24 protein-coding genes are annotated in these 16693 nt (G+C 71.5%); 11 read left to right on the top strand and 13 right to left on the bottom strand.

The window, feature by feature from the left end:
* Positions 1-27 precede the first annotated feature (27 nt).
* Complete coding sequence (locus SCATT_RS15305) at positions 28-411, bottom strand: recombinase family protein (RefSeq protein WP_014143988.1); 384 nt, start codon at positions 409-411, stop codon at positions 28-30.
* A gap of 112 nt (positions 412-523) precedes the next feature.
* Positions 524-1711 carry a helix-turn-helix domain-containing protein gene (locus tag SCATT_RS15300; protein ID WP_014143987.1) on the bottom strand — a complete coding sequence of 396 codons (1188 nt, stop codon included), beginning with the start codon at positions 1709-1711 and terminating at the stop codon, positions 524-526.
* Positions 1712-1835: 124 nt separating this feature from the next.
* Here SCATT_RS15300 and SCATT_RS15295 point away from each other — a divergent pair, with 124 nt between their 5' ends.
* Positions 1836-2366, top strand: a complete 531-nt coding sequence (locus SCATT_RS15295; RefSeq protein WP_014143986.1) for an NUDIX hydrolase — start codon at positions 1836-1838, stop codon at positions 2364-2366.
* 55 nt (positions 2367-2421) lie between these two features.
* On the opposite strand, the gene SCATT_RS15290 is transcribed toward SCATT_RS15295, so the two are convergent.
* Together SCATT_RS15290 and SCATT_RS15285 are read right to left on the bottom strand one after the other, a co-directional pair.
* A complete protein-coding gene (locus SCATT_RS15290) occupies positions 2422-3246 on the bottom strand; it encodes a hypothetical protein (RefSeq protein WP_202446678.1) in 825 nt (274 codons plus the stop codon).
* 5 nt (positions 3247-3251) lie between these two features.
* On the bottom strand, positions 3252-3851 hold the full coding sequence (locus SCATT_RS15285) for a papain-like cysteine protease family protein (RefSeq protein WP_014143984.1): 600 nt from the start codon (positions 3849-3851) through the stop codon (positions 3252-3254).
* 282 nt (positions 3852-4133) lie between these two features.
* Between SCATT_RS15285 and SCATT_RS15280 the strand changes: the two genes are divergently transcribed.
* Positions 4134-5078, top strand: a complete 945-nt coding sequence (locus tag SCATT_RS15280) for a hypothetical protein (protein WP_014628134.1) — start codon at positions 4134-4136, stop codon at positions 5076-5078.
* Positions 5079-5314: 236 nt separating this feature from the next.
* The gene (locus tag SCATT_RS15275; RefSeq protein ID WP_014628133.1) at positions 5315-5737 is read left to right on the top strand and encodes a hypothetical protein; all 423 of its coding nucleotides are present in this window, start codon (positions 5315-5317) and stop codon (positions 5735-5737) included.
* A 92-nt stretch (positions 5738-5829) separates the two neighbouring features.
* Here the strand turns inward: SCATT_RS15275 and SCATT_RS15270 are convergent, their stop codons facing one another.
* From SCATT_RS15270 to SCATT_RS15260, 3 genes are all read right to left on the bottom strand, one after another.
* Positions 5830-6975: a methyltransferase domain-containing protein gene (locus SCATT_RS15270; RefSeq protein WP_014143981.1), complete on the bottom strand. Its 1146-nt coding sequence runs from the start codon at positions 6973-6975 to the stop codon at positions 5830-5832.
* Positions 6976-7208: 233 nt separating this feature from the next.
* The gene (locus SCATT_RS15265) at positions 7209-7544 is read right to left on the bottom strand and encodes an ASCH domain-containing protein (protein WP_014143980.1); all 336 of its coding nucleotides are present in this window, start codon (positions 7542-7544) and stop codon (positions 7209-7211) included.
* The gene (locus tag SCATT_RS15260) at positions 7541-8038 is read right to left on the bottom strand and encodes a hypothetical protein (RefSeq protein WP_041824765.1); all 498 of its coding nucleotides are present in this window, start codon (positions 8036-8038) and stop codon (positions 7541-7543) included. Before SCATT_RS15260 ends, SCATT_RS15265 begins: the two co-directional genes overlap by 4 nt.
* Before the next feature lie 281 nt (positions 8039-8319).
* On the opposite strand from SCATT_RS15260, the gene SCATT_RS15255 reads away from it, so the two are divergent.
* The 7 genes from SCATT_RS15255 (at position 8320) to SCATT_RS15230 (ending at position 11696) form a co-directional block, all read left to right on the top strand.
* Positions 8320-9531, top strand: coding sequence for a helix-turn-helix domain-containing protein (locus SCATT_RS15255; protein ID WP_014628128.1), 1212 nt, complete (start codon positions 8320-8322; stop codon positions 9529-9531).
* A 94-nt stretch (positions 9532-9625) separates the two neighbouring features.
* The gene (locus SCATT_RS15250; RefSeq protein WP_014143976.1) at positions 9626-10189 is read left to right on the top strand and encodes a recombinase family protein; all 564 of its coding nucleotides are present in this window, start codon (positions 9626-9628) and stop codon (positions 10187-10189) included.
* Complete coding sequence (locus SCATT_RS15245; RefSeq protein WP_014143975.1) at positions 10186-10404, top strand: hypothetical protein; 219 nt, start codon at positions 10186-10188, stop codon at positions 10402-10404. Before SCATT_RS15250 ends, SCATT_RS15245 begins: the two co-directional genes overlap by 4 nt.
* Positions 10401-10805, top strand: coding sequence for a recombinase family protein (locus SCATT_RS15240; RefSeq protein ID WP_014143974.1), 405 nt, complete (start codon positions 10401-10403; stop codon positions 10803-10805). Before SCATT_RS15245 ends, SCATT_RS15240 begins: the two co-directional genes overlap by 4 nt.
* A complete protein-coding gene (locus SCATT_RS15235) occupies positions 10802-11008 on the top strand; it encodes a hypothetical protein (RefSeq protein WP_014143973.1) in 207 nt (68 codons plus the stop codon). Before SCATT_RS15240 ends, SCATT_RS15235 begins: the two co-directional genes overlap by 4 nt.
* A gap of 269 nt (positions 11009-11277) precedes the next feature.
* Complete coding sequence (locus SCATT_RS40345; RefSeq protein ID WP_014628127.1) at positions 11278-11403, top strand: hypothetical protein; 126 nt, start codon at positions 11278-11280, stop codon at positions 11401-11403.
* Between the two features lie 53 nt (positions 11404-11456).
* Positions 11457-11696 carry a hypothetical protein gene (locus tag SCATT_RS15230; protein ID WP_014143972.1) on the top strand — a complete coding sequence of 80 codons (240 nt, stop codon included), beginning with the start codon at positions 11457-11459 and terminating at the stop codon, positions 11694-11696.
* 152 nt (positions 11697-11848) lie between these two features.
* On the opposite strand, the gene tgmC is transcribed toward SCATT_RS15230, so the two are convergent.
* From tgmC to SCATT_RS36470, 3 genes are read right to left on the bottom strand one after another with little or no spacing between them, the layout of a single operon-like run.
* Positions 11849-12985, bottom strand: coding sequence for an ATP-grasp peptide maturase system methyltransferase (gene tgmC, locus SCATT_RS15225; protein ID WP_014143970.1), 1137 nt, complete (start codon positions 12983-12985; stop codon positions 11849-11851).
* A complete protein-coding gene (gene tgmB, locus SCATT_RS36475) occupies positions 12975-13946 on the bottom strand; it encodes an ATP-grasp ribosomal peptide maturase (protein WP_078590754.1) in 972 nt (323 codons plus the stop codon). Before tgmB ends, tgmC begins: the two co-directional genes overlap by 11 nt.
* On the bottom strand, positions 13943-14155 hold the full coding sequence (locus SCATT_RS36470) for a putative ATP-grasp-modified RiPP (protein WP_014628126.1): 213 nt from the start codon (positions 14153-14155) through the stop codon (positions 13943-13945). Before SCATT_RS36470 ends, tgmB begins: the two co-directional genes overlap by 4 nt.
* Before the next feature lie 367 nt (positions 14156-14522).
* Here SCATT_RS36470 and SCATT_RS15215 point away from each other — a divergent pair, with 367 nt between their 5' ends.
* Positions 14523-14852 carry a hypothetical protein gene (locus SCATT_RS15215; protein WP_014143966.1) on the top strand — a complete coding sequence of 110 codons (330 nt, stop codon included), beginning with the start codon at positions 14523-14525 and terminating at the stop codon, positions 14850-14852.
* A 6-nt stretch (positions 14853-14858) separates the two neighbouring features.
* Here SCATT_RS15215 and SCATT_RS15210 read toward each other — a convergent pair whose 3' ends face one another.
* From SCATT_RS15210 to SCATT_RS15200, 3 genes are read right to left on the bottom strand one after another with little or no spacing between them, the layout of a single operon-like run.
* Positions 14859-15509 (bottom strand): hypothetical protein, encoded by a 651-nt coding sequence (locus tag SCATT_RS15210; RefSeq protein ID WP_014143965.1) that lies wholly within the window; start codon positions 15507-15509, stop codon positions 14859-14861.
* A gap of 29 nt (positions 15510-15538) precedes the next feature.
* Complete coding sequence (locus SCATT_RS15205; RefSeq protein ID WP_014143964.1) at positions 15539-16090, bottom strand: hypothetical protein; 552 nt, start codon at positions 16088-16090, stop codon at positions 15539-15541.
* A 15-nt stretch (positions 16091-16105) separates the two neighbouring features.
* Positions 16106-16693 carry a nuclear transport factor 2 family protein gene (locus tag SCATT_RS15200; protein ID WP_014143963.1) on the bottom strand — a complete coding sequence of 196 codons (588 nt, stop codon included), beginning with the start codon at positions 16691-16693 and terminating at the stop codon, positions 16106-16108.

Raw genomic sequence — 16693 nt, 5'->3', positions numbered from 1 at the left:
CCTCCGCCCCCGCGCACCACGAACACGTCATCGCGGCACGACCGATCCCGCCCGGCCCCCGGGCACGACGCACTCGCCGAAACACGTCTCCACCCGCGCCCCCAACCCCACCAACCGCCGCACCAGGATGTCCCGCTTCGCCCGGTCACTGCTGAACCGGTCCCAGTCCAGCACCAGACACACCCGCACCCGCCCCTCCTCCACCCCCACGAGCGCCCGCATCAACCGCTCGAAATTCGGCCGGTGATTCAACGTCAACGCCGCGTCCCCGGTGTCCACGAACCACCCGCCGACCTCCCAGCCCCGCCGGTCGGCGTAGTCGGCGCAGGTCCGCGCCCGGACGGCGAGTTGGGCTCGGGGACCGGAGAGATGCCGGTCGTAGACGAAGGCGAGTGGGGGAAGAGCAGTCATGGTCGGCTCCGTACACAACGGTGATCGACGGTGGGTAACCGACCGTAAGCGTTGGGCGAATCCGGGCTCAATGGCACTTTCGGCGCCCAGGGAGGGCAAGTGCCACAGGGCGTTACACGCGCAGGCCGACCGCGTCGGCCAGCTCGCGCATCGGACCGGTCAGCGTGCGCCGCCCGGTGATGACGCGCTCGACGATGTCGCGGGCGTATCGCTGGTGTGTCAGCCATTGGGGCGCCACGCCCCGGATCACGTTGAGCACGTCCACCGCCTCGGCGTACTGGCGTTGCCGGACGTGGGCGTTGGCCACGTCGAGGCGGTGACGGTTGAGGTTGTTGGACGAGGGGCGCAGCCCTTTGGGGGACACGGCGGCGGCGAGTTTGAGTACGTTGTCGGGCCGATCGGCGATCATCGCGGTCTCCGCCCGTTTGAACGCCACCGTGACGGGTCCGAATGTACGCAGGAAGTCTCCGCCCGGTGTGCGTTCCCGTCCGATGGCCACGGCGGCGGACGTGGCGAGCCGGAGGGCGTTCTCGGACTCGTCGGGCCGGTTGTCGCGGATCGACGCGGCGGAAGCGCGCAGCAGGAGCCATCCCCAGGCAACGAGTTCCTCCGGCGTCGCCCGGGACATGCGCGGCTCCACCTCGTCCGCCCACCGGATCGCCAGCCCCCGGGCGTCCGCGATCCGACCTCGCCGCAACAGCAGCCAGCATTCCGTGCTGACCATCGCGGCGGCGTCCAGCCGGTCGTGGGCATCGTCCCGCGCTCGCGTGAGCGTGGTGGCCGCGTCTTCGAACTGGCGGGTCTGAGTGAGCAGCCAACCGGTGAGATGGAGGAGCCGGCCGCGTACGTAACGGCCTTCCGGCGAGATCCCGGCGAGAACGTCGGCGTCCCGCAACAGCCCCGGCAGGATCACCGCCAACTCGGCGAACCGGTCGGAGGCGAACAGCGGTACGGACGCGTCGACGGCGCGGCGCACACCCTCGACGGTCGGCGGTTCGTCCGGGCCGGTGGGTTCCGGGGAACGCAACGCCTGCCGCACCGACTCCCAGCGCTCGGCCGTCGCCGGATCGGCGCCCTGTTCGGGGTGGGCGGCCACCAACCGGGACGTCGGTACGCCCAGCGCGACCGCGAGCTGCCTGGCCGTCTCCAGCCGGGTGTCGTTCCGCTCGCCCTGCTCCAGCTTCCGGATGAGGGACAGGGAGACACCGGACGCCTCCGCGAGCCCCCGCTGCGTCAGCCCGCGCCGCTTGCGGACCTCTCTCATCCGCGCACCGATGTGAGGATGGGTCTCATCCGGCATACCGGCTCCAACCGTTCGGCGTCGACACCGGCACCGTACCCCCGCCCGACCACGGACGAACCCGGCCCCGGTCGGCCGCGGGCGGAACACCAACACTCGTTGAACAGAGAGGCAGACCGGCGGCATGGAGTGGAAGAACCTCGGCGAACACACCGTGTACGAGAACCGATGGCTGCGGGTGAACCTCGCCGACGTCGAACTGCCGGACGGCCGTCACCTGGACCACTACCTGATCCGGCAACGTCCCGTCGCCCTGGCCACGGCCGTGAACGAGGCCGATGAGGCGTTGCTCATCTGGCGGCACCGGTTCATCACGGACACGTGGGGGTGGGAGCTGGCCGCCGGGGTGGTAGAGGACGGGGAGGACGTCGCTGCCGCGGCGGCCCGGGAGATGCTGGAGGAGACCGGCTGGCGGCCAGGCCCGCTCCGTCATCTCATGACGCTCGAACCCCAGAACGGCCTGGCGGACGCGGCACATCACGTGTACTGGTCCCGCAGCGCCGAACACGTTGGGGAGCCCGAGGACGATTTCGAGTCATCCCGTCGTGAGTGGGTGCCGTTGAGTGACGTTCCGGATCTGATCGCCGGAGGGGAGGTACGCGCGGCGAACGCCGCCGCCGCGTTGATGCTCCTGCATCACATGTGCCTCGGGTAGGCGACCGGCCCCCGCCACACCACCGCAGGGGCTGGTCGCCGTCACCTCGACGGCGTCATCCGTTGGCCCGGCGACGCCACCTCCACACCCCCAACCCCGCCACCCCCAGCGACGCGGCCACCGGGGCCGCCGGGAAACCGGACGCCGGAGCGGAAGGGGCCGACGCGGCCGACGCGACGGAGGCCGACCGGGGCACCGGGGACGTACGGGCGTCGAAGCCGCCGGCCAGGCCGGCTCGGTCGTAGGCGGAGCCGGGGAGTTTGTCGCCGTATTCGCGGTGGACCAGGCGCTGGTAGTCGGCGAGGGGGCGGCCGGAGGGGCCGACGGCGGCGCGGGCCTCGGCGTTGAGGGGGAGGACGCGGCCGGCCCGTAGGACGTACCAGGCGTGGATCTGGGGTTCGCGGAAGACCGTGCCGTCGCCGTGCGCGCGGGCGGTGTAGTCGGTCTCGTCGGCGCCGGTGGCGACGTTGACCACGCGCCAGCCGGTGGTGGTCCGCGCCGTCCAGACCGAGGCGGTGCGGCCGTCCGGGGCGACCGCCTCGGTGGCGAGGAAGTCGGGGTCGGCCACGGGTGCGCCGGGGCGGCCGGCGACGAAGCCGGGGCCGAGGGTGTAGACGGTGACGGTGGGCCCGGTGGTGCGCGGCGCGGCGGCGCCGGCCGCGGCCGGGACGCGCAGGTGGCGGCGGGCCGCGTCGGCGGCGAAGAACCGGGTCAGCAGGTCGGTGGTGGCCGGTGCGGTCACCACGGTACGGGCCTGGCCGGCCTGGGCGGCGGTGAACGGCGCCGGCACCGCGGGCGTGGCGGCGCCGGCCGTCCCGCACAGGGCGCCCAGCGCCAGCGCGCCGACGGCGGTCACGGTGGTGCGCAGGGTTCTCGGCATGGCGGTCACGCCCCTATCCCGTAGAGCGTGTGGGTCCAGGTGAACTGGTCGTTGCCGGCGTAGTAGCCGTAATCGGCCCAGTTGTAGCGGTAGTCCGAGGGCCACGGGTCGCCCCAGTAGACCCAGTTGTTGGAGGTGTCGTAGCCGTAGAGCACCTCCATGTGGCCGCCGCCGGAGCTCCATTGGATGCGGGTCTGCACCGGGCGGTTGTTGTCGATCTCGGACTGGAGGGTGCCGTAGCCGATCCGGCCGCGGATGTAGGAGCCGGGGTCGATGCCCATCCAGTCGTAGGCGTTCTGGTCGTCGGCGAGGGTGGCCTGGTCGTTGGGGCAGGAGGTGCCCTGGGGGTAGCCGAAGGCGGCGTCGCAGAAGGCGTTCTGGCTGTAGCCGCGGCCATACCAGGTGGCGATGGTGTTGCCGGTGGCGGCCCAGCACCAGTTGGACTTGGTCTGCGCCTGCATGGTGATGTTCAGCTGTTTCGAGCCGGTGGACGCGGCGGCGCCGGGCGCGGTGGCCAGGCCCGTGGTGAGGGCGGCGGCGAGCAGCGCGGCGGCGACGGCACCGCGTCTGCGTCCGCCGGGGCGGGGGCGGAAGGTCGGGGACATGGGGCGTCCTTCCTCGTCAGGGTCGTGGGAGGAGAAGCGTCCGGACGCTGCGCAGCAGCATCGGCCCGTTGTCGGTGACCGGTCAACGTCCCCGGGGCCGGGGCTGGCGGGATGTGAACGCCGCCCGTACCGTTGTGAACGCCGACCGGAAGAACCCCAGGTGACCGCCGCCGTACCCGGTACCGGCGGGGATACGGACGTGAACATTCACCTGCCGGACAGCGGGAGGACACCTTGCCGGACGCCCCGCCGGGAGCCTTGACGGGAACCTCGCCGGACACCGTGCCCGCCCGGCGCGCCACCCGTGCCGGACAGCGCCCCACCGAGGCCCAGTTGGCCGAGGCGCTGCGCACCGGCCCGTTCCCCGCGGCCCTGCGCACCGCGCTCGCCGCCCGCGGCCTCGCCCTGCACCGTGTGCAGCACCGGCTCGCGCTGCGCGGCATCCGGGTCGGGGTGACCAGCCTCAGCTACTGGCAACGCGGCGTCCGCCGCCCCGACCGCGCCGAGTCGCTGCGCGCCGTCGCCGCGCTCGAAGAGGTGCTGGAGCTCCCACCGCACGCGCTGACCCGGCTGCTCGGCCCGCGCGCCACCGCCGGCCACCCGCCGGCCCGCCCCTACCGCGACGTCCTCGAACCGGCCGCCGCGCTGGAGTCCGTACTGGAGAGCCTCCAGGCACCGCCGGACGGCGGACTGCACACCGCCATGCAGTACGAACGGGTCACCATCGGGCCCCGGCGCGACCTGCTCACCCGGGTCACCCAGCACGTGGTCCGCGCCCACCGCGACGGCGTCGACCGCTACCTCGCCATCCACCACGGCGACCCCGGGTGCGACGCGGAACGGGTACGGGTGCGCGCGCTGGCCAACTGCCGCCTGGGCCGGGTGCGCAGACATCTCGCGTCAGGGGTGGTGGTGGCGGAGCTGCTCTTCGACGCGAGACTGCGGCACGGTGACACTGCGGTGCTGGAGTACCGGTTCGACGACGCCTCGGGGGCGCCCAGCCACGAGTACGTACGCGGTTTCACCTTCGGCGGCGGCCACTACGTGCTCCAGGTCGCCTTCGACCGGGCCGCGCTGCCGGTGCGCTGCCGTCGTTTCGCCCGCCCGTCGGCCTCCGCGCCCCGCGCCGCCGTCACCGAGCTGACGCTCAACGCGCACGGCACGGCCCACCTGGTGGAGGAGGAGATCCGGCCGGGGGTGGTCGGGATCGCGTGGGAGTGGGAGTGAGCGTTCCGCTGTCACCGGAACCGGGGCCGTGGCTGTCGACCGACACGTGACCAGCGTGGCTGGTGTGTCTGTCGTGGCTGGCAGGCGGGTTTTGTCGTAGATCGGTAACGGCGCCGGGCGGGGCGCAACCGGGCGGGCCGGCCTGATCGTGTGGGTGATCAGCAAGGCGCATCGGGCGCCTTCGCGAAAACGGCGGGTCTCACCGTGTGGGGGGAGATCCGCGGGAGGGAAAGTCCATGACCAGGACGAAGAAGAGCGGGATGAAGGCGCGGGGCGGCCGGGTGGCCGTGCTCGGTGCGCTGGGTCTGGCCTCGGTGGCCCTGGCCGCCGGGCCGGCGTTCGCCAAGGGCACCGTCGACATCACCGCGCCGCACACCGCGCACGTCGGCAAGACCATCACCGTCAAGGCCCAGGGCAACGACGACAGCGCCGGCTTCCTGCACCAGCTCTGCATCGAGGAGAACGGCTTCGGCGAGGGCTGGCACCAGGAGTCCTGCAGCACCCCCGCCAAGGGCGCCGCCAAGGTCACCGCCCACGGCACCTCCGCCCGCCGCGGCGACCTGAAGTTCCGCGCCGTCCTCTACGGTCTGACCAGCAAGAAGGACCACCACCCCAAGCGCCTGCACGCCTCCGACGTGGTGACGGTGCGCGTCCGCTGACCCCCGCCCGGGTACGCCTCGACGACGGCCTCCACGTTCCACACGTGGAGGCCGTCGTGGTGTCGGCACCACGGGTGCGGGGCGGGCGTCCGTCAGCCGGGCGGCAACGGCGCGTGCCGGGGCGACGCGACCCTGCGCGGGCCGGTCACCGGATCCCGGCACCACACGCGCTGCCGCCCGCGCTCGACCGTCATCCCCCACTCGTACAGCTCCGGCGAGCCGGCCGCCCGCCACCAGTCCCACACCCGCTCGGCCTCGTCCGCCAGCCGACGCGGCCCTCCCTGGTACACGACGACCCGGCCGCCGCCCATGGCGGACAGCGCCGCCCACGAGCAACGGCCGTCGTGCAGCCACGCGTTCACCCCGTCGTCGTCCACGCTCGTGGTGACGCGGACCTCGGGCAGCTCCACGCGCAACGCGAACCGCAGGTGCGGATCGTCTCGCAGGGGCCGCAGATCCCGCTCCACCAGCCGCTCCGCCTCCGCCGCCGTGTCCCCGCGGACCTCGCTCCACCCCCGGCCCGTACGGCTGCCGCGCGCGGGCATGAACTGCGCCAGCCCCCGCACCCGGCCTTCGGCGGACCGCCCGTCGTCCGCCACGGTGAGCGCCAGGTGCCCCAACGGTCCCCACGGGAACACGATCCGCCCACCGGGCCGGGTCTGCTCCACCCACGCCCACGGCACCGTCTCCACCGCGTACGTGGCGATCACCCGGTCGTACGGGACGCTCTCCGGCCGACCCGCGTTCCCGTCCCCCACCACGACGGCCACCCCGGCGTCGGCAGCGTCCAGCCGGGCCCGCGCCGACGCGGCCAGCTCCGGGTCCGCCTCCACGCTCGTCACCCGCCCCCGGCCCGCCCGCCACGCCATCAAAGCGGCGTTCCACCCCGCCCCCGCCCCCAACTCCAGCACCCGGTGCCCGGGCTCCAGCCGCAACGCGTCCAGCATGTCGACGACCACGCCCTGACACGACAGACTCGACGACGGCAGACCATCGGTCACCTGGGTGACCGCGGCGTCGTCCACGCTCCCGTACACCAGGCACGCCCACCGCTCCTCGTCCACGCCGCGATCCACCGGGACGTAGGCGTGGCCGTCCCACTCCCACAGCCGGTCGGGGGCGAACCGGTGCCGCGGCAGAGCGTCGACGGCCTGGCGGATCCACGGAGACCGCGCCGGCCAGGCGCCGCGGTCCGCCATCGCCTCGGCCAGGCGCCGACGCCCCTCCTCCAACGTCACTTGCGGTGCTTGCCGTCGGACGGCGGCGGAGGCGGCACCTGCCCGTCGCTGTTCCCGGGCGGCGGCGTTCCCTGACTCGGGTCCGGCGGCGGCTTCTCGTGCTCACCCATGACGATTCCCTCTCCGCGTTGGACGGTCCGGTCGCCGATTCAACTGGCCGAGCCGGGGCGCCGACAGGGCGCATTGGCGCATTGCGCCCGAACGAGTCGCACCACGGTGTACGGATGCGGGAGTCAGGTGGTGGGTCGGCGCAGATGGATGGCCAGAACGCCGAGGGCTTCCTTCTCCGGTGGGTAGATGTCGCGGCAGGCCGCGAGCAGTTCGCCGCGGCCCATGTCTCCGCCGATCGCGGCGATGTCTTCCGCGTCGGCCATGGCCTCGAAGGACGGATACTCGACGACCTTGACGACCTCGGTGCGGCACGATTCGTCGCCCGAGCGGAACACCAGTACCTGTCCTGCGGCGATCTTCCTCATGCCGGGGTAGCCGACGCGGACCTCGACCGTCTTCACGCCGTTCTTGATCAGGTCGAAGTAGGGCTTACGAATGTTGATCCGCCGCTCGGTCACGCGGTGAGCCCCCGGGCGCGTGCCGCTCCGTCCGCCCAGATGACGTCCACCGGGAGCCCGGCCTCCCGCGCCTGCGCCACGACGTCCGCCGTTCCTCCTCTGCCCGACGCGGAGAGGCCGTCCCACACGGCGACCAGCCGGTCGGCCCGCGCCAGGAGCGCCTTGTCGGCGGCCTCGTACGCCTCGCGGTTCGCGTTCGGGTACCGCATGACGACGACCTCGGTCGCCGCCTCCAGGAAGCGGTCGAACTGCGCGGCGTGATCCGGCTTCACCTTGGCCTGGCGGTAGTCCCGCGACGGCAACACCACGACGAGGCGTCCCCCGGCCGCGAGAACGGCGTCGGCGAAGAGCGAGTCGGCTCCCCGAGCGATGCACGAAACTCCGTACAGGCCCGGCCCGGCATACGTCGCGACGACCCCCCGAAGGCTGTCCCGCACCAGCGGTACGGATTCCTCGGTGAGATCCATGTGTCCGGTCACGGCAAGCGTGGTCACCGTTACGCCTCCGGGGTGGTCGGCCAGTTGGCGCTGGGAGCGTAGCGCGGGCGGCGCGGGCGTGCGGCCCGAGTACGCAGCCGTGGTGGCGACCACCCCCCGTACGGGTTACGCGTGGGTGGTCCACGAGGGCGCCGGTGAGGAAGTGCACTTCAAACAGGCGGATTCGGCAGGGGCGTTGCTCGTCGGAACCTTCGGACCGTTCCATTCGCCCCAGGCTTCAGGGCGCATGGACCTACCATCGAAGTACAGCAGCCTGAAGCGAACGCACTGGGGTGATCGTGAGCAACTGGGCCGACCTTACGAACGGTAAGCGCATCAAGCACCTACGAGGCTCCGATCTGACACAGCAGGGGCTTGCGGACGCCGCGGGGCTTTCCCTCGCCCTGGTGCAGAAAGCCGAGCAGGACCGAGGAGAGTTGTCCGTCGGGTCACTGCTCAAACTCGCCCATGCGCTGAACACAGACGTGTCGGTGATCCTGGGGCAGCAGGCCCCGCGCCGAGGCATGAACCAGGGTGACCGGGCCGCGCTGCGCCAACTCTCCGATGCTGTCCACGAGAGCGCCCTGGGCGAGTGGGAAGGCATCGACGAGCCGAGCACGGTCGAGGAACTGAGCGAGGCCCGCGACCGCGCGTGGAATGCGTACTGGGCGAGCGACACGGCGATGGTGAGCAGCTACGCCTCGAAAGTCCTCATGGAAGGGCAGGTCAGATACGCCGCAGCTACCGGTCGCGAGCGTAAGCAGTTGGGATTGATCCTGGCCAGCACGTACCGCGTGGCTGCTTCGTGCTCGAACGGATTCGGGCAACGCGATCTCGCGCTCAGTGCTCTCACGTCGGCGAAACACCACGCGAAGGACACCGACGATCCGGTGATGTCCGCGCTGCTTGATTCCACGCTGTCATGGATTCACCTACGTGGTGCGAAGTTGCCCCGTGCCGTGGCCGTGGCCGAGCGTGCGGCCCTGGCGATCGAACCGTCGTTCAGCAGCAGTTCCCGTCCACAACTGATCGCCTACGGGCGGCTGATGATCTCCGCAGCGGTCGCGGCGTCACGACGCGAGGACGAGCGTGGCGCCGACGACTACATTTCTCAAGCGCACGCCGCCGCGGCGCGGCTCGGTCGGGACGAGAAGCTGTACGGAACCAGCTTCGGCCCAACCTCCGCGAAGGCCGAGGCGGTTGGAATCCACGTGGCGCTGAAAAACTACGGGCGCGCACTCAAGCTCGCCAGTCAGCCCGACATGAAACAGCTCCCCACGACCATGTCGAAGGTGGCCCGCAACCGCTACAAGCTCGACGTCGCACTCGCCCAGTGCGCAGTCGGCCTGTACGACCAGGCCGGAGACACGTTGGTCGAGGTGGGACTCGACGCCCCGGAGTGGGTCAGGCATCAGGCGCTGCCCGGAGTCATCGGGAAGCGCCTGGCAAAGGTGTCCACGGCCCGCGTGCGGAACATCAGCGAACTCATCGGCGTGCCCTTGATCGCGTGAGTCCTACGGAGCGTACGAGCGCGGGCCGGGCAATCTCGCCCGGTCCTACGCCCCGTCTCTTCACGGTACGTGTTCGGGCCGACACGATTGACGCATGGTCAGCGTCGAAGGCATGCAGAGACAGCGACGGGTCGAGGCTCATCGGAGCGAAGGCGATCTAAGGCGGCGTCGCGCGCTGGCGGATGCGGCAGCGGGCATCACGACAGGCGAGGCGGACGTACCGACCAAGGCCGCGAAAGTCGAGCGGTTCCGTTGCGTGATCTATCTGTGCGGCGAGCCTCCCACGGACACGGCAGCCCGCCGTAAGGAATGCACGGGCTACGCCGAGGCGTTCGGGTGGGAGATCGCCGACGTCATCGAGGAACACGCGGGGCTGCTGCCACCCCACGCACGTACCGGGCTGGCGCAGGCCGTCGAGCAGGTCAGGAGCGGCCACGCCAAGGCGTTGCTGACGGCGCGGCGCTCGATGATCTCGACTACTCCGCAGCAATACGCCGAAGTGGCCCGCGAGGTCGAAAACGCAGGGGGTTTCCTGCACGTCATGGACTCGGGTCCCGCCACCGGTGAGGACCCGTACCCCCGCGACTCGCCTACGCACACGGTGGACGAGCCCTCTCGGGCACGGATGACCGCCACGCGTACCGGAGGCATCCGATGACCCCCCGCACCCCACCCTGGATCCGCCACGGCGTACCCGCCTACGACCCCGCCACCGGCCTGCACGGCACCGTCGCCGGGATCGGCGAGCCGTACACGCTGCCCGGACCGCCCGACGTGGTCTACCTACGCCCCCTCGGTGGCGGGACCGAGTGGCGCGCGGACATCCACCAGGTGCAGCCCGCGCTGACGCGGATCCGCGGAGGCGTCCGGTGACCGCCCGGGCACCGGTGGCGTTCGTCTACGACCGGCACCTGGCGGGGCCCCGGGGCGTACTGGAACGGCGGGCCCGGGTCTGCGCCGACCACGCCGACCGGCAGCGGTGGGAGATCGGCGGATGGTTCGTCGACACCGGCGACGCCGCGTTGCTCCTCAACCAGCGGCCCAACTTCGAACGACTGATGCGCACCCTCGCGGCAGCCGACAAGGAACGCCCCCGCGTGTGCCTCGTCCACGACTGGGACCGCATCAGCCACGACCGGGCCAAACGCACGATCCTCGTCAAACGGTTGCTGGCGCTCGGCGCCCGCGTGGAGACATGCTTCGGCGAACGCATCCTGCCGGACGGCCGCAGCGAGCCGGCCGGGCTCCTGCCGGGGGCACCGCTGCCGCGATGAACGGATGCTCCACCATCGTCGGCCCCTCCTACTACGCCTGCCGGGACTGCCGGACCGCGCACCAGCTCATCTCCCGCGCGGAGAGCCCGTTCACCGACGGACTGCCACGAGCGCGGTTCACCGACGTGCTCCCCCGGTCACGGCCGGACTACCGCTACGCCTTCCCGCCGGTGCGGCGGCAGCACATCGTGCGAGGGGACTGACGACCCGCCCGGTCCTCCGGGACCGGGCGAGGGCGTCTTGTGCGTGGCCGCGTCACCAGGGTGTCCCTCGGTAGGTCGGAAAGAGAACGAAAGCCCGACTTGATCATGGAATGACTCGTAGCGTGGGGCACCTCCCGCCGGCTTCGGCCATGGCCGTCCCGGGCCCAGGCTGCGGGACACGTGGACGGGGGCACCATCGCGTCCAGGAGCGGCGGGACCGGACGAGGCGCCCGCCCCGCCGCTCCTCACCGGCACAGGAGGAGAGGACGATGAGGTTCATCCGCGAGATCAGCGAGGTCTTCCGTACCTCGGTCGACACGAACTGCACCACCTGCGGCGGCACCGGTTGGCTCGGCGGCCTCAACTGCCCGGCCTGCAACGGGCCGTCCAAGTGAGGCCCGTATCGCGTCCGGCACACCAGGAGCCGGCGCACTGCGGGTGGGCCGTCGTGAAGGCGTTGTCCGAGGTGACCGCCTACCGCCGCGTCCTCGACCCGGAGCCCGAAGGAGCCTGCTGGTACTGCCGGGGCTCGAAGTGGCTGCGGATGCACCTGCATGGCGGGCAGGTGCTCGAAAGCAACTGTTTGGAGTGCAACGGGACCGGGCTGCAAGGCGGGATCCAGGTCGGAGCGGACGGCGCACCGTACCCGCCCCTCATCCTCTCCCCGGATCTCCGCCTCCGCCCCTGACGAGGCCACCGGCCGGAAAGGCGACGGCCCCCGCGGGTGGGTGCGGGGGCCGATCGCCGTCACCACCTCACCCGCGTGGCCCTGGCCGCATCACGTGGCGAGCCCGCACCGCTTGGCCGCGCCGACGAGGATCGGCACCCATGGCCTCGGCGTCAGACGGGGAGCCGCCAGCTCGGTCCCCGAGGGGAACCGATCCACACCTTCTGGTCGAACGGGGTGGCGGTCATTCCGAACTCCGTCAGGGCGGGGGCTCCCGCGTCCTGCCAGCGGGTGAGGGCTTCCTCGACCTGGTCCCACAGGCGGAGGGGGCCGTGCTGGTGCACCGTCGACCCCTTGCCCTCGGGTTGGGTCCACGCTTGCGAGCCGGTGGCCACGTCGCGGAGAACGATGCCGGAACCGGTGGTCAGCAGTTCCGCGGAGGGGGCCGCGAGCTGGGCGACGAATCGACCTGCCCATTCCTCCAGGAGGCCGGGGTCCAGCCGTGTGCGGCGGGTATCGCCTTCCAGGCGGAAGAAGACCGGGGCCAGGGGGCGCTCGTGGGGCCGGGCGAGCATGTAGGTGATGGTGTCGCCGGTGAAGCGGCCGTGTGCGGTTCCCTCGTCGTCGAGGACGAGGCGGATCAGACCGGCGGCGAGCATCCATCCGCAGATGGTGGTGGTGATCGAACCGCCGTCGTTGAGTTGCCAGAACCACGAGGGCGGGACGGACCGCACGGAGCAGGTGGCGATGATCGCGTCGTAGTCGGCGTACTCCTTGCAGCCTTGCAGGCCGTCTCCGACCACGAGCGTCGGCGTGCATCCCGCCTCCTTGAGGTGTGCGGAGGCGCTCGCCGCCACGTCGGCGTCGTACTCGATGCTGACGACGTTGCCGGGCCCCAGCCGGTGGCACAGCACAGCGGTGGAGTAGCCGGTGCCGGTGCCTACTTCGAGGACCTTCTGGCCGGGACGCAGTCGCGCGAGGTGGGCCGTGCGTACCACCAGGGAAGGAAGCGTGGCCGAGGACGTGGGGCTACCGGAGACCGGGCCGGTGGCGTCGGCTGCGTTCTTCTCCCCGACCTGGGTGACCCATGTCCGGTCGGAGTAGACCATCCGCAGCCACTCGTCTTCTCCGGTCTCCGCCCGGTGGACGGGTTGCCATCCGCCGTCGGCGGGGCGGAAGACCGAGGAGCCGAGAAACAGCTCCCGGGGGACGGCCGCCACGGCATCGCGCCACCCCGGGTCGAGGGTCGGATCGGCGGTGGCGATGTCCTCGGCCAGGGCGAGGCGGAGCGCGGCGGGGTCAGCGGGCACGGTGCTCTCCTGCGTGCTGGAGCTGGTCGGCGACGGCGGTGACGATCCTGCCGGTGATCGGTTCCGGAAACCAGGCGAATTGCCCGTTCGGATTGCACTCGTACAGCCAGATACGGCCATCCCGGTCCATGCCGAAGTCGAAGGCTCCGAAGACGAGTCCGAAGGCGTTCAGATACCGCCGCACACTCTTCGCCAGGTCCGGCGGGGTCTCGATGAGCGAGTACGAAAGAATGTCGTAGTGTCGCCGCCAGTCCAGGCCGGGCGAACCGTCGATTCGAACCGTGAAGACCCCTTCTCCCACGGCTGTCACCCGGAGATCGGCGACAGACCGTACGCGCTTCTGGAACAGGTGCATGGTGTGGGCGATACCGGCGTTCAACTCGGTGGGGGCGACTTCCTCGACCCATACCGTGAGCGCTCGGCCGTCGGCACTGAAATAGTCGGTGCTCCGTAGCGGTTTGTAGACGACGGATCCGTGTTCGCGGATGAAGTCACGGGCAGCGGTCTCGTCATTGGTGAGCAGGGTCGGCGGAACGCTGAAGCCGCAGCGCGCCGCGACGGTGAGTTGCGCGGGCTTGTACTCGGCGTCCCGGTTCCGCCACGGGTGGTTCACGTAGTGCGCCCCGGGGAGCGAGGCAAGGACGCCCCCGAGCCCGTAACGCGCTTCTTCCCTGGCCCAGCGGGCGTCCTGCTCCCCCGTCCCGGAGGGAGCCGTATACGGGCGCGGTCGGCGCCAGTACACAGATCGGACACGATCAAGGTCGGCGACGCGCGTTCGGGTTCGGGCGTACCCACGCATCCCGTCCTCGTCCAGACGGGCCGCGACGGACAGGTCCCCCGGGAAGTCTCCTGGATCGAGACGTACAACAGGAACGCGCCGCCGGTTCAATTCCTCGGTGACCGCGTCGGCTGTCACATCATCGACCCGCGAGACGACGACAACAGGAGTGGCTGTCGTCAATCCGTGTCGCCTTCCTGATCGTTGCCCTGATCCGCGTTGCCGTCGAGACTGGTCCTGGTGCTGGTCTCCTTGTTCGTCTCGGACCTCTTGTGCCGCGCGGAAAGAGGCGCGTCCAGACCGTCGGAGCCGACCCATCGCCCAGTCTGCGTCGTGGGATCGAGAACGACCGTCGCAGCCGGGAGAACGACTGATTCCGGATAGGGTTTCATGCGAGTCACGCCCCAGGGCGCGGCGGTCCCACTCACTTACACCTCCGGTGCTCGTGGCTTTCGGCGCACAGTTTCGCGCCGTGTTCCGGCGTTTCGACAGAGGGCATTCGGTCGAATTGGCAGCGCGCGATGGCTCGTTGTCGTTGGCGAACTCGTGTTCAGGAACGCGGCCGGAATGCCGGCTCGTACGGAGCCACGGCGACCCTCACCCCCGACGGGATGTGCACCCTGCGGCGCGGCCGGTGGTCCGTCCGGCTGCCGCACGTCCCCACCGGACTACTCCAACAGGATGAACCCCCCGCCCACGCATAACCTCGCCTCAGTAGGGTGACGGGTCAACGGGGGTCCGGGTCGGGGTGGTTGGGGTATGGCGGGGAAGCACAGGCGGCAGGTTCGCTGCAACACGTGCGGCAAGGAGGAGGGCGACCTGGGGGAGGAGGGGCGGCTGGTGACGTTGTTGATCGACCTGGAGCGGTACGAGCCCGAGGACATGGTGTGGCAGGCGCCGGGGACGCCGTTGCCGCGGTCGTTGGTGTGGTGTACGGAGTGCGCGATCCAGATGTCGTTCGCCGGGGACCCGATCGACAATTTCCGGGAGTTCGGCTTTCCGGACAACTCGCCGGACGGGCCGTACGCGCAGTTCCTGCGTCGGCGGGGGCGGGGGATCCGGCTCAGTCGTCCTCCGCATCAGCAGTGACCCCGGTCAGCCGAACGTGTCGATACCGGAGATCTTCCACCTGCCGTCCTGCCGGACCGCGTCGACCGTGAACATCGCGGGGGAGCTGGCGGTCTGGTCGGTGGAGGACGCGGCGGCGGCGCTGGTGTTGCGTTGGTCGACGAAGACGAGGAGTTGGGCGCGGTCGCCGGTCAGGCGGGTGACTCCGGCGTCGGTGACGGTGGTGGTGAGGACGAGTTTGCGGGCGGGGGCCTGGGCGCGGACGGCGGTGAAGAGGGTGGCGTACTGCTGGACGGCCTTGCCGGTGAGGAGTTGGCGGGCCGCGTCGGTGGTCTTGGCGGTGGCGGCGTAGTCGTAGGAGAAGAGGGTGTTCACCGCCTGGGTGATGGCGCCCTTGACCTCGCTGGTGCGGGGGGCGTCGGTGAGGGCGGAGTTGCGGGTGGCGGAGGTGTCGCGCAGGGTGCCCGCGTGGCCGGCGGCCCAGCCGGCGAAGGCACCGAGGCACACGGTGAGGGCGGCGAGCGCGGCGACGACGGGCCGGGCGCGGGACGGGCGGGCGGGACGGGCGACGGGCGGCGCGGCCGAAGGGACGGGCCGGGGCGGTGGGACGGCGGGGCGGCGGGTCGCGGCGGCGGCCAGTCGGCGTTGACGGTTGATCACGTGCCGGGTGGTGGACATCGGGGCGGTCCTTCACGTCCTCAAGGGGGTCACGGGGTGGCCGGGGCGGCCGAAGGGTCGGCGGTGTCGCCGGTGGGCGCCTGGCCGAGGGCGCTGAGCTTCCAGCCCTGCGGGGTGCGGGCCAGTTCCCCGAGCATGCGGCTGTCCTTGATGACCGGCTGTCCGCCGCCGGTGCGTACCGTCAGCCGCAGGGCGATCATGACGGTGGCCTTGCCGGCGTGGTCGTCGAGTTCGGTCAGGGCGCCGGAGAGCACCTTGGCCGAGGTGGTCGTCCCGGCCTGGCGTACCTGCTTGGTGAACTCGGCGCGGCCCTGGGCGAGTTGGCTGCGCAGGTCGCCGGTGGTGGAACGGTCCCAGGTGTCCAGGCCCTGGTCGATGTGGTCGTGGTCGAGGGTGTTGAGGTTGAGCACCGCCTGTTCTCCGGCGGCCAGCGCCTGGTCGCGGGTGGCCGCGTAGGCGGCCGAGGTGTCGTGCGCCGCCGCGTACCAGGTCCACCCGGCCCAGCCGGCGGCCACCGCGGCCAGCACCGCGAGCCACGCGGCGACCAGTGGCAGCGGGCCGCGTCGCGTCCATCGCCCCATCCGTCTCCTCCTCCCCTACCGGGCCCGCAGGTCCGTGATCCGCCAGTGGCCGCCGACGCGTCGCGCGGTGACCGAGAGCTGTGCCGCGGCCGTGGTGGCCGCCTTGCCCTGCCGCTGTGCCCGCTGGTCGAGGAAGGCCAGCAGGTCGGCGCGGTCGCCGGTGAGCCGGATCACCCCGGTGCGCACCACGTGGGTGGTAAGGGTGAGCCGTTGTTCGGTGACGCGTGGCGCGACCTGGGCGAAGAGCGCCCGGTACTGGTCGGCGGCGGGGCCGGCGAGCAGGTCCCGGGCGGTGCCGCCGGTGGCCTCGGTGCTGTCGGGCCCGTAGGAGAACACCTTGGCCAGGGCGTCGCCGACCTCGCCGGCCACGGCGTCGGTGGCGGCGGCGTCGGTGAGCGCCCGGTTGGTCACCGCGGGCGCCGCGCGCAGCCGGAACCCCTCGTACAGCAGCGTTCCGCAGCCGACCAGCACCACCAGCGCGGCGAGGACGAGCAGCGGGCGGCGCCATCGGACGCGGACGGGCCGTCCGGCGTCGGGGGCGGCCTGGGCCTGCGGCGGGTCGTCGACGGTGGTCACGCCTTCGCGTTCCTCTCCGGTGTCCAC

Source organism: Streptantibioticus cattleyicolor NRRL 8057 = DSM 46488, from assembly GCF_000240165.1.
Classification (GTDB): domain Bacteria; phylum Actinomycetota; class Actinomycetes; order Streptomycetales; family Streptomycetaceae; genus Streptantibioticus; species Streptantibioticus cattleyicolor.
The sequence above is the reverse complement of the archived record's forward strand: the minus strand, read 5'-3'. Positions and strand labels throughout refer to the sequence as shown.

What these genes read in the sequence shown, in the direction of transcription:
- SCATT_RS15305 (WP_014143988.1), bottom strand. Translation starts at nt 411, where the DNA reads ATGACTGCTCTTCCCCCACTCGCCTTCGTCTACGACCGGCATCTCTCC.
- SCATT_RS15300 (WP_014143987.1), bottom strand. Translation starts at nt 1,711, where the DNA reads ATGCCGGATGAGACCCATCCTCACATCGGTGCGCGGATGAGAGAGGTC.
- SCATT_RS15295 (WP_014143986.1), top strand. Translation starts at nt 1,836, where the DNA reads ATGGAGTGGAAGAACCTCGGCGAACACACCGTGTACGAGAACCGATGG.
- SCATT_RS15290 (WP_202446678.1), bottom strand. Translation starts at nt 3,246, where the DNA reads ATGCCGAGAACCCTGCGCACCACCGTGACCGCCGTCGGCGCGCTGGCG.
- SCATT_RS15285 (WP_014143984.1), bottom strand. Translation starts at nt 3,851, where the DNA reads ATGTCCCCGACCTTCCGCCCCCGCCCCGGCGGACGCAGACGCGGTGCC.
- SCATT_RS15275 (WP_014628133.1), top strand. Translation starts at nt 5,315, where the DNA reads ATGACCAGGACGAAGAAGAGCGGGATGAAGGCGCGGGGCGGCCGGGTG.
- SCATT_RS15250 (WP_014143976.1), top strand. Translation starts at nt 9,626, where the DNA reads ATGGTCAGCGTCGAAGGCATGCAGAGACAGCGACGGGTCGAGGCTCAT.
- SCATT_RS15245 (WP_014143975.1), top strand. Translation starts at nt 10,186, where the DNA reads ATGACCCCCCGCACCCCACCCTGGATCCGCCACGGCGTACCCGCCTAC.
- SCATT_RS15235 (WP_014143973.1), top strand. Translation starts at nt 10,802, where the DNA reads ATGAACGGATGCTCCACCATCGTCGGCCCCTCCTACTACGCCTGCCGG.
- SCATT_RS40345 (WP_014628127.1), top strand. Translation starts at nt 11,278, where the DNA reads ATGAGGTTCATCCGCGAGATCAGCGAGGTCTTCCGTACCTCGGTCGAC.
- SCATT_RS36470 (WP_014628126.1), bottom strand. Translation starts at nt 14,155, where the DNA reads ATGAAACCCTATCCGGAATCAGTCGTTCTCCCGGCTGCGACGGTCGTT.
- SCATT_RS15215 (WP_014143966.1), top strand. Translation starts at nt 14,523, where the DNA reads ATGGCGGGGAAGCACAGGCGGCAGGTTCGCTGCAACACGTGCGGCAAG.
- SCATT_RS15210 (WP_014143965.1), bottom strand. Translation starts at nt 15,509, where the DNA reads ATGTCCACCACCCGGCACGTGATCAACCGTCAACGCCGACTGGCCGCC.
- SCATT_RS15205 (WP_014143964.1), bottom strand. Translation starts at nt 16,090, where the DNA reads ATGGGGCGATGGACGCGACGCGGCCCGCTGCCACTGGTCGCCGCGTGG.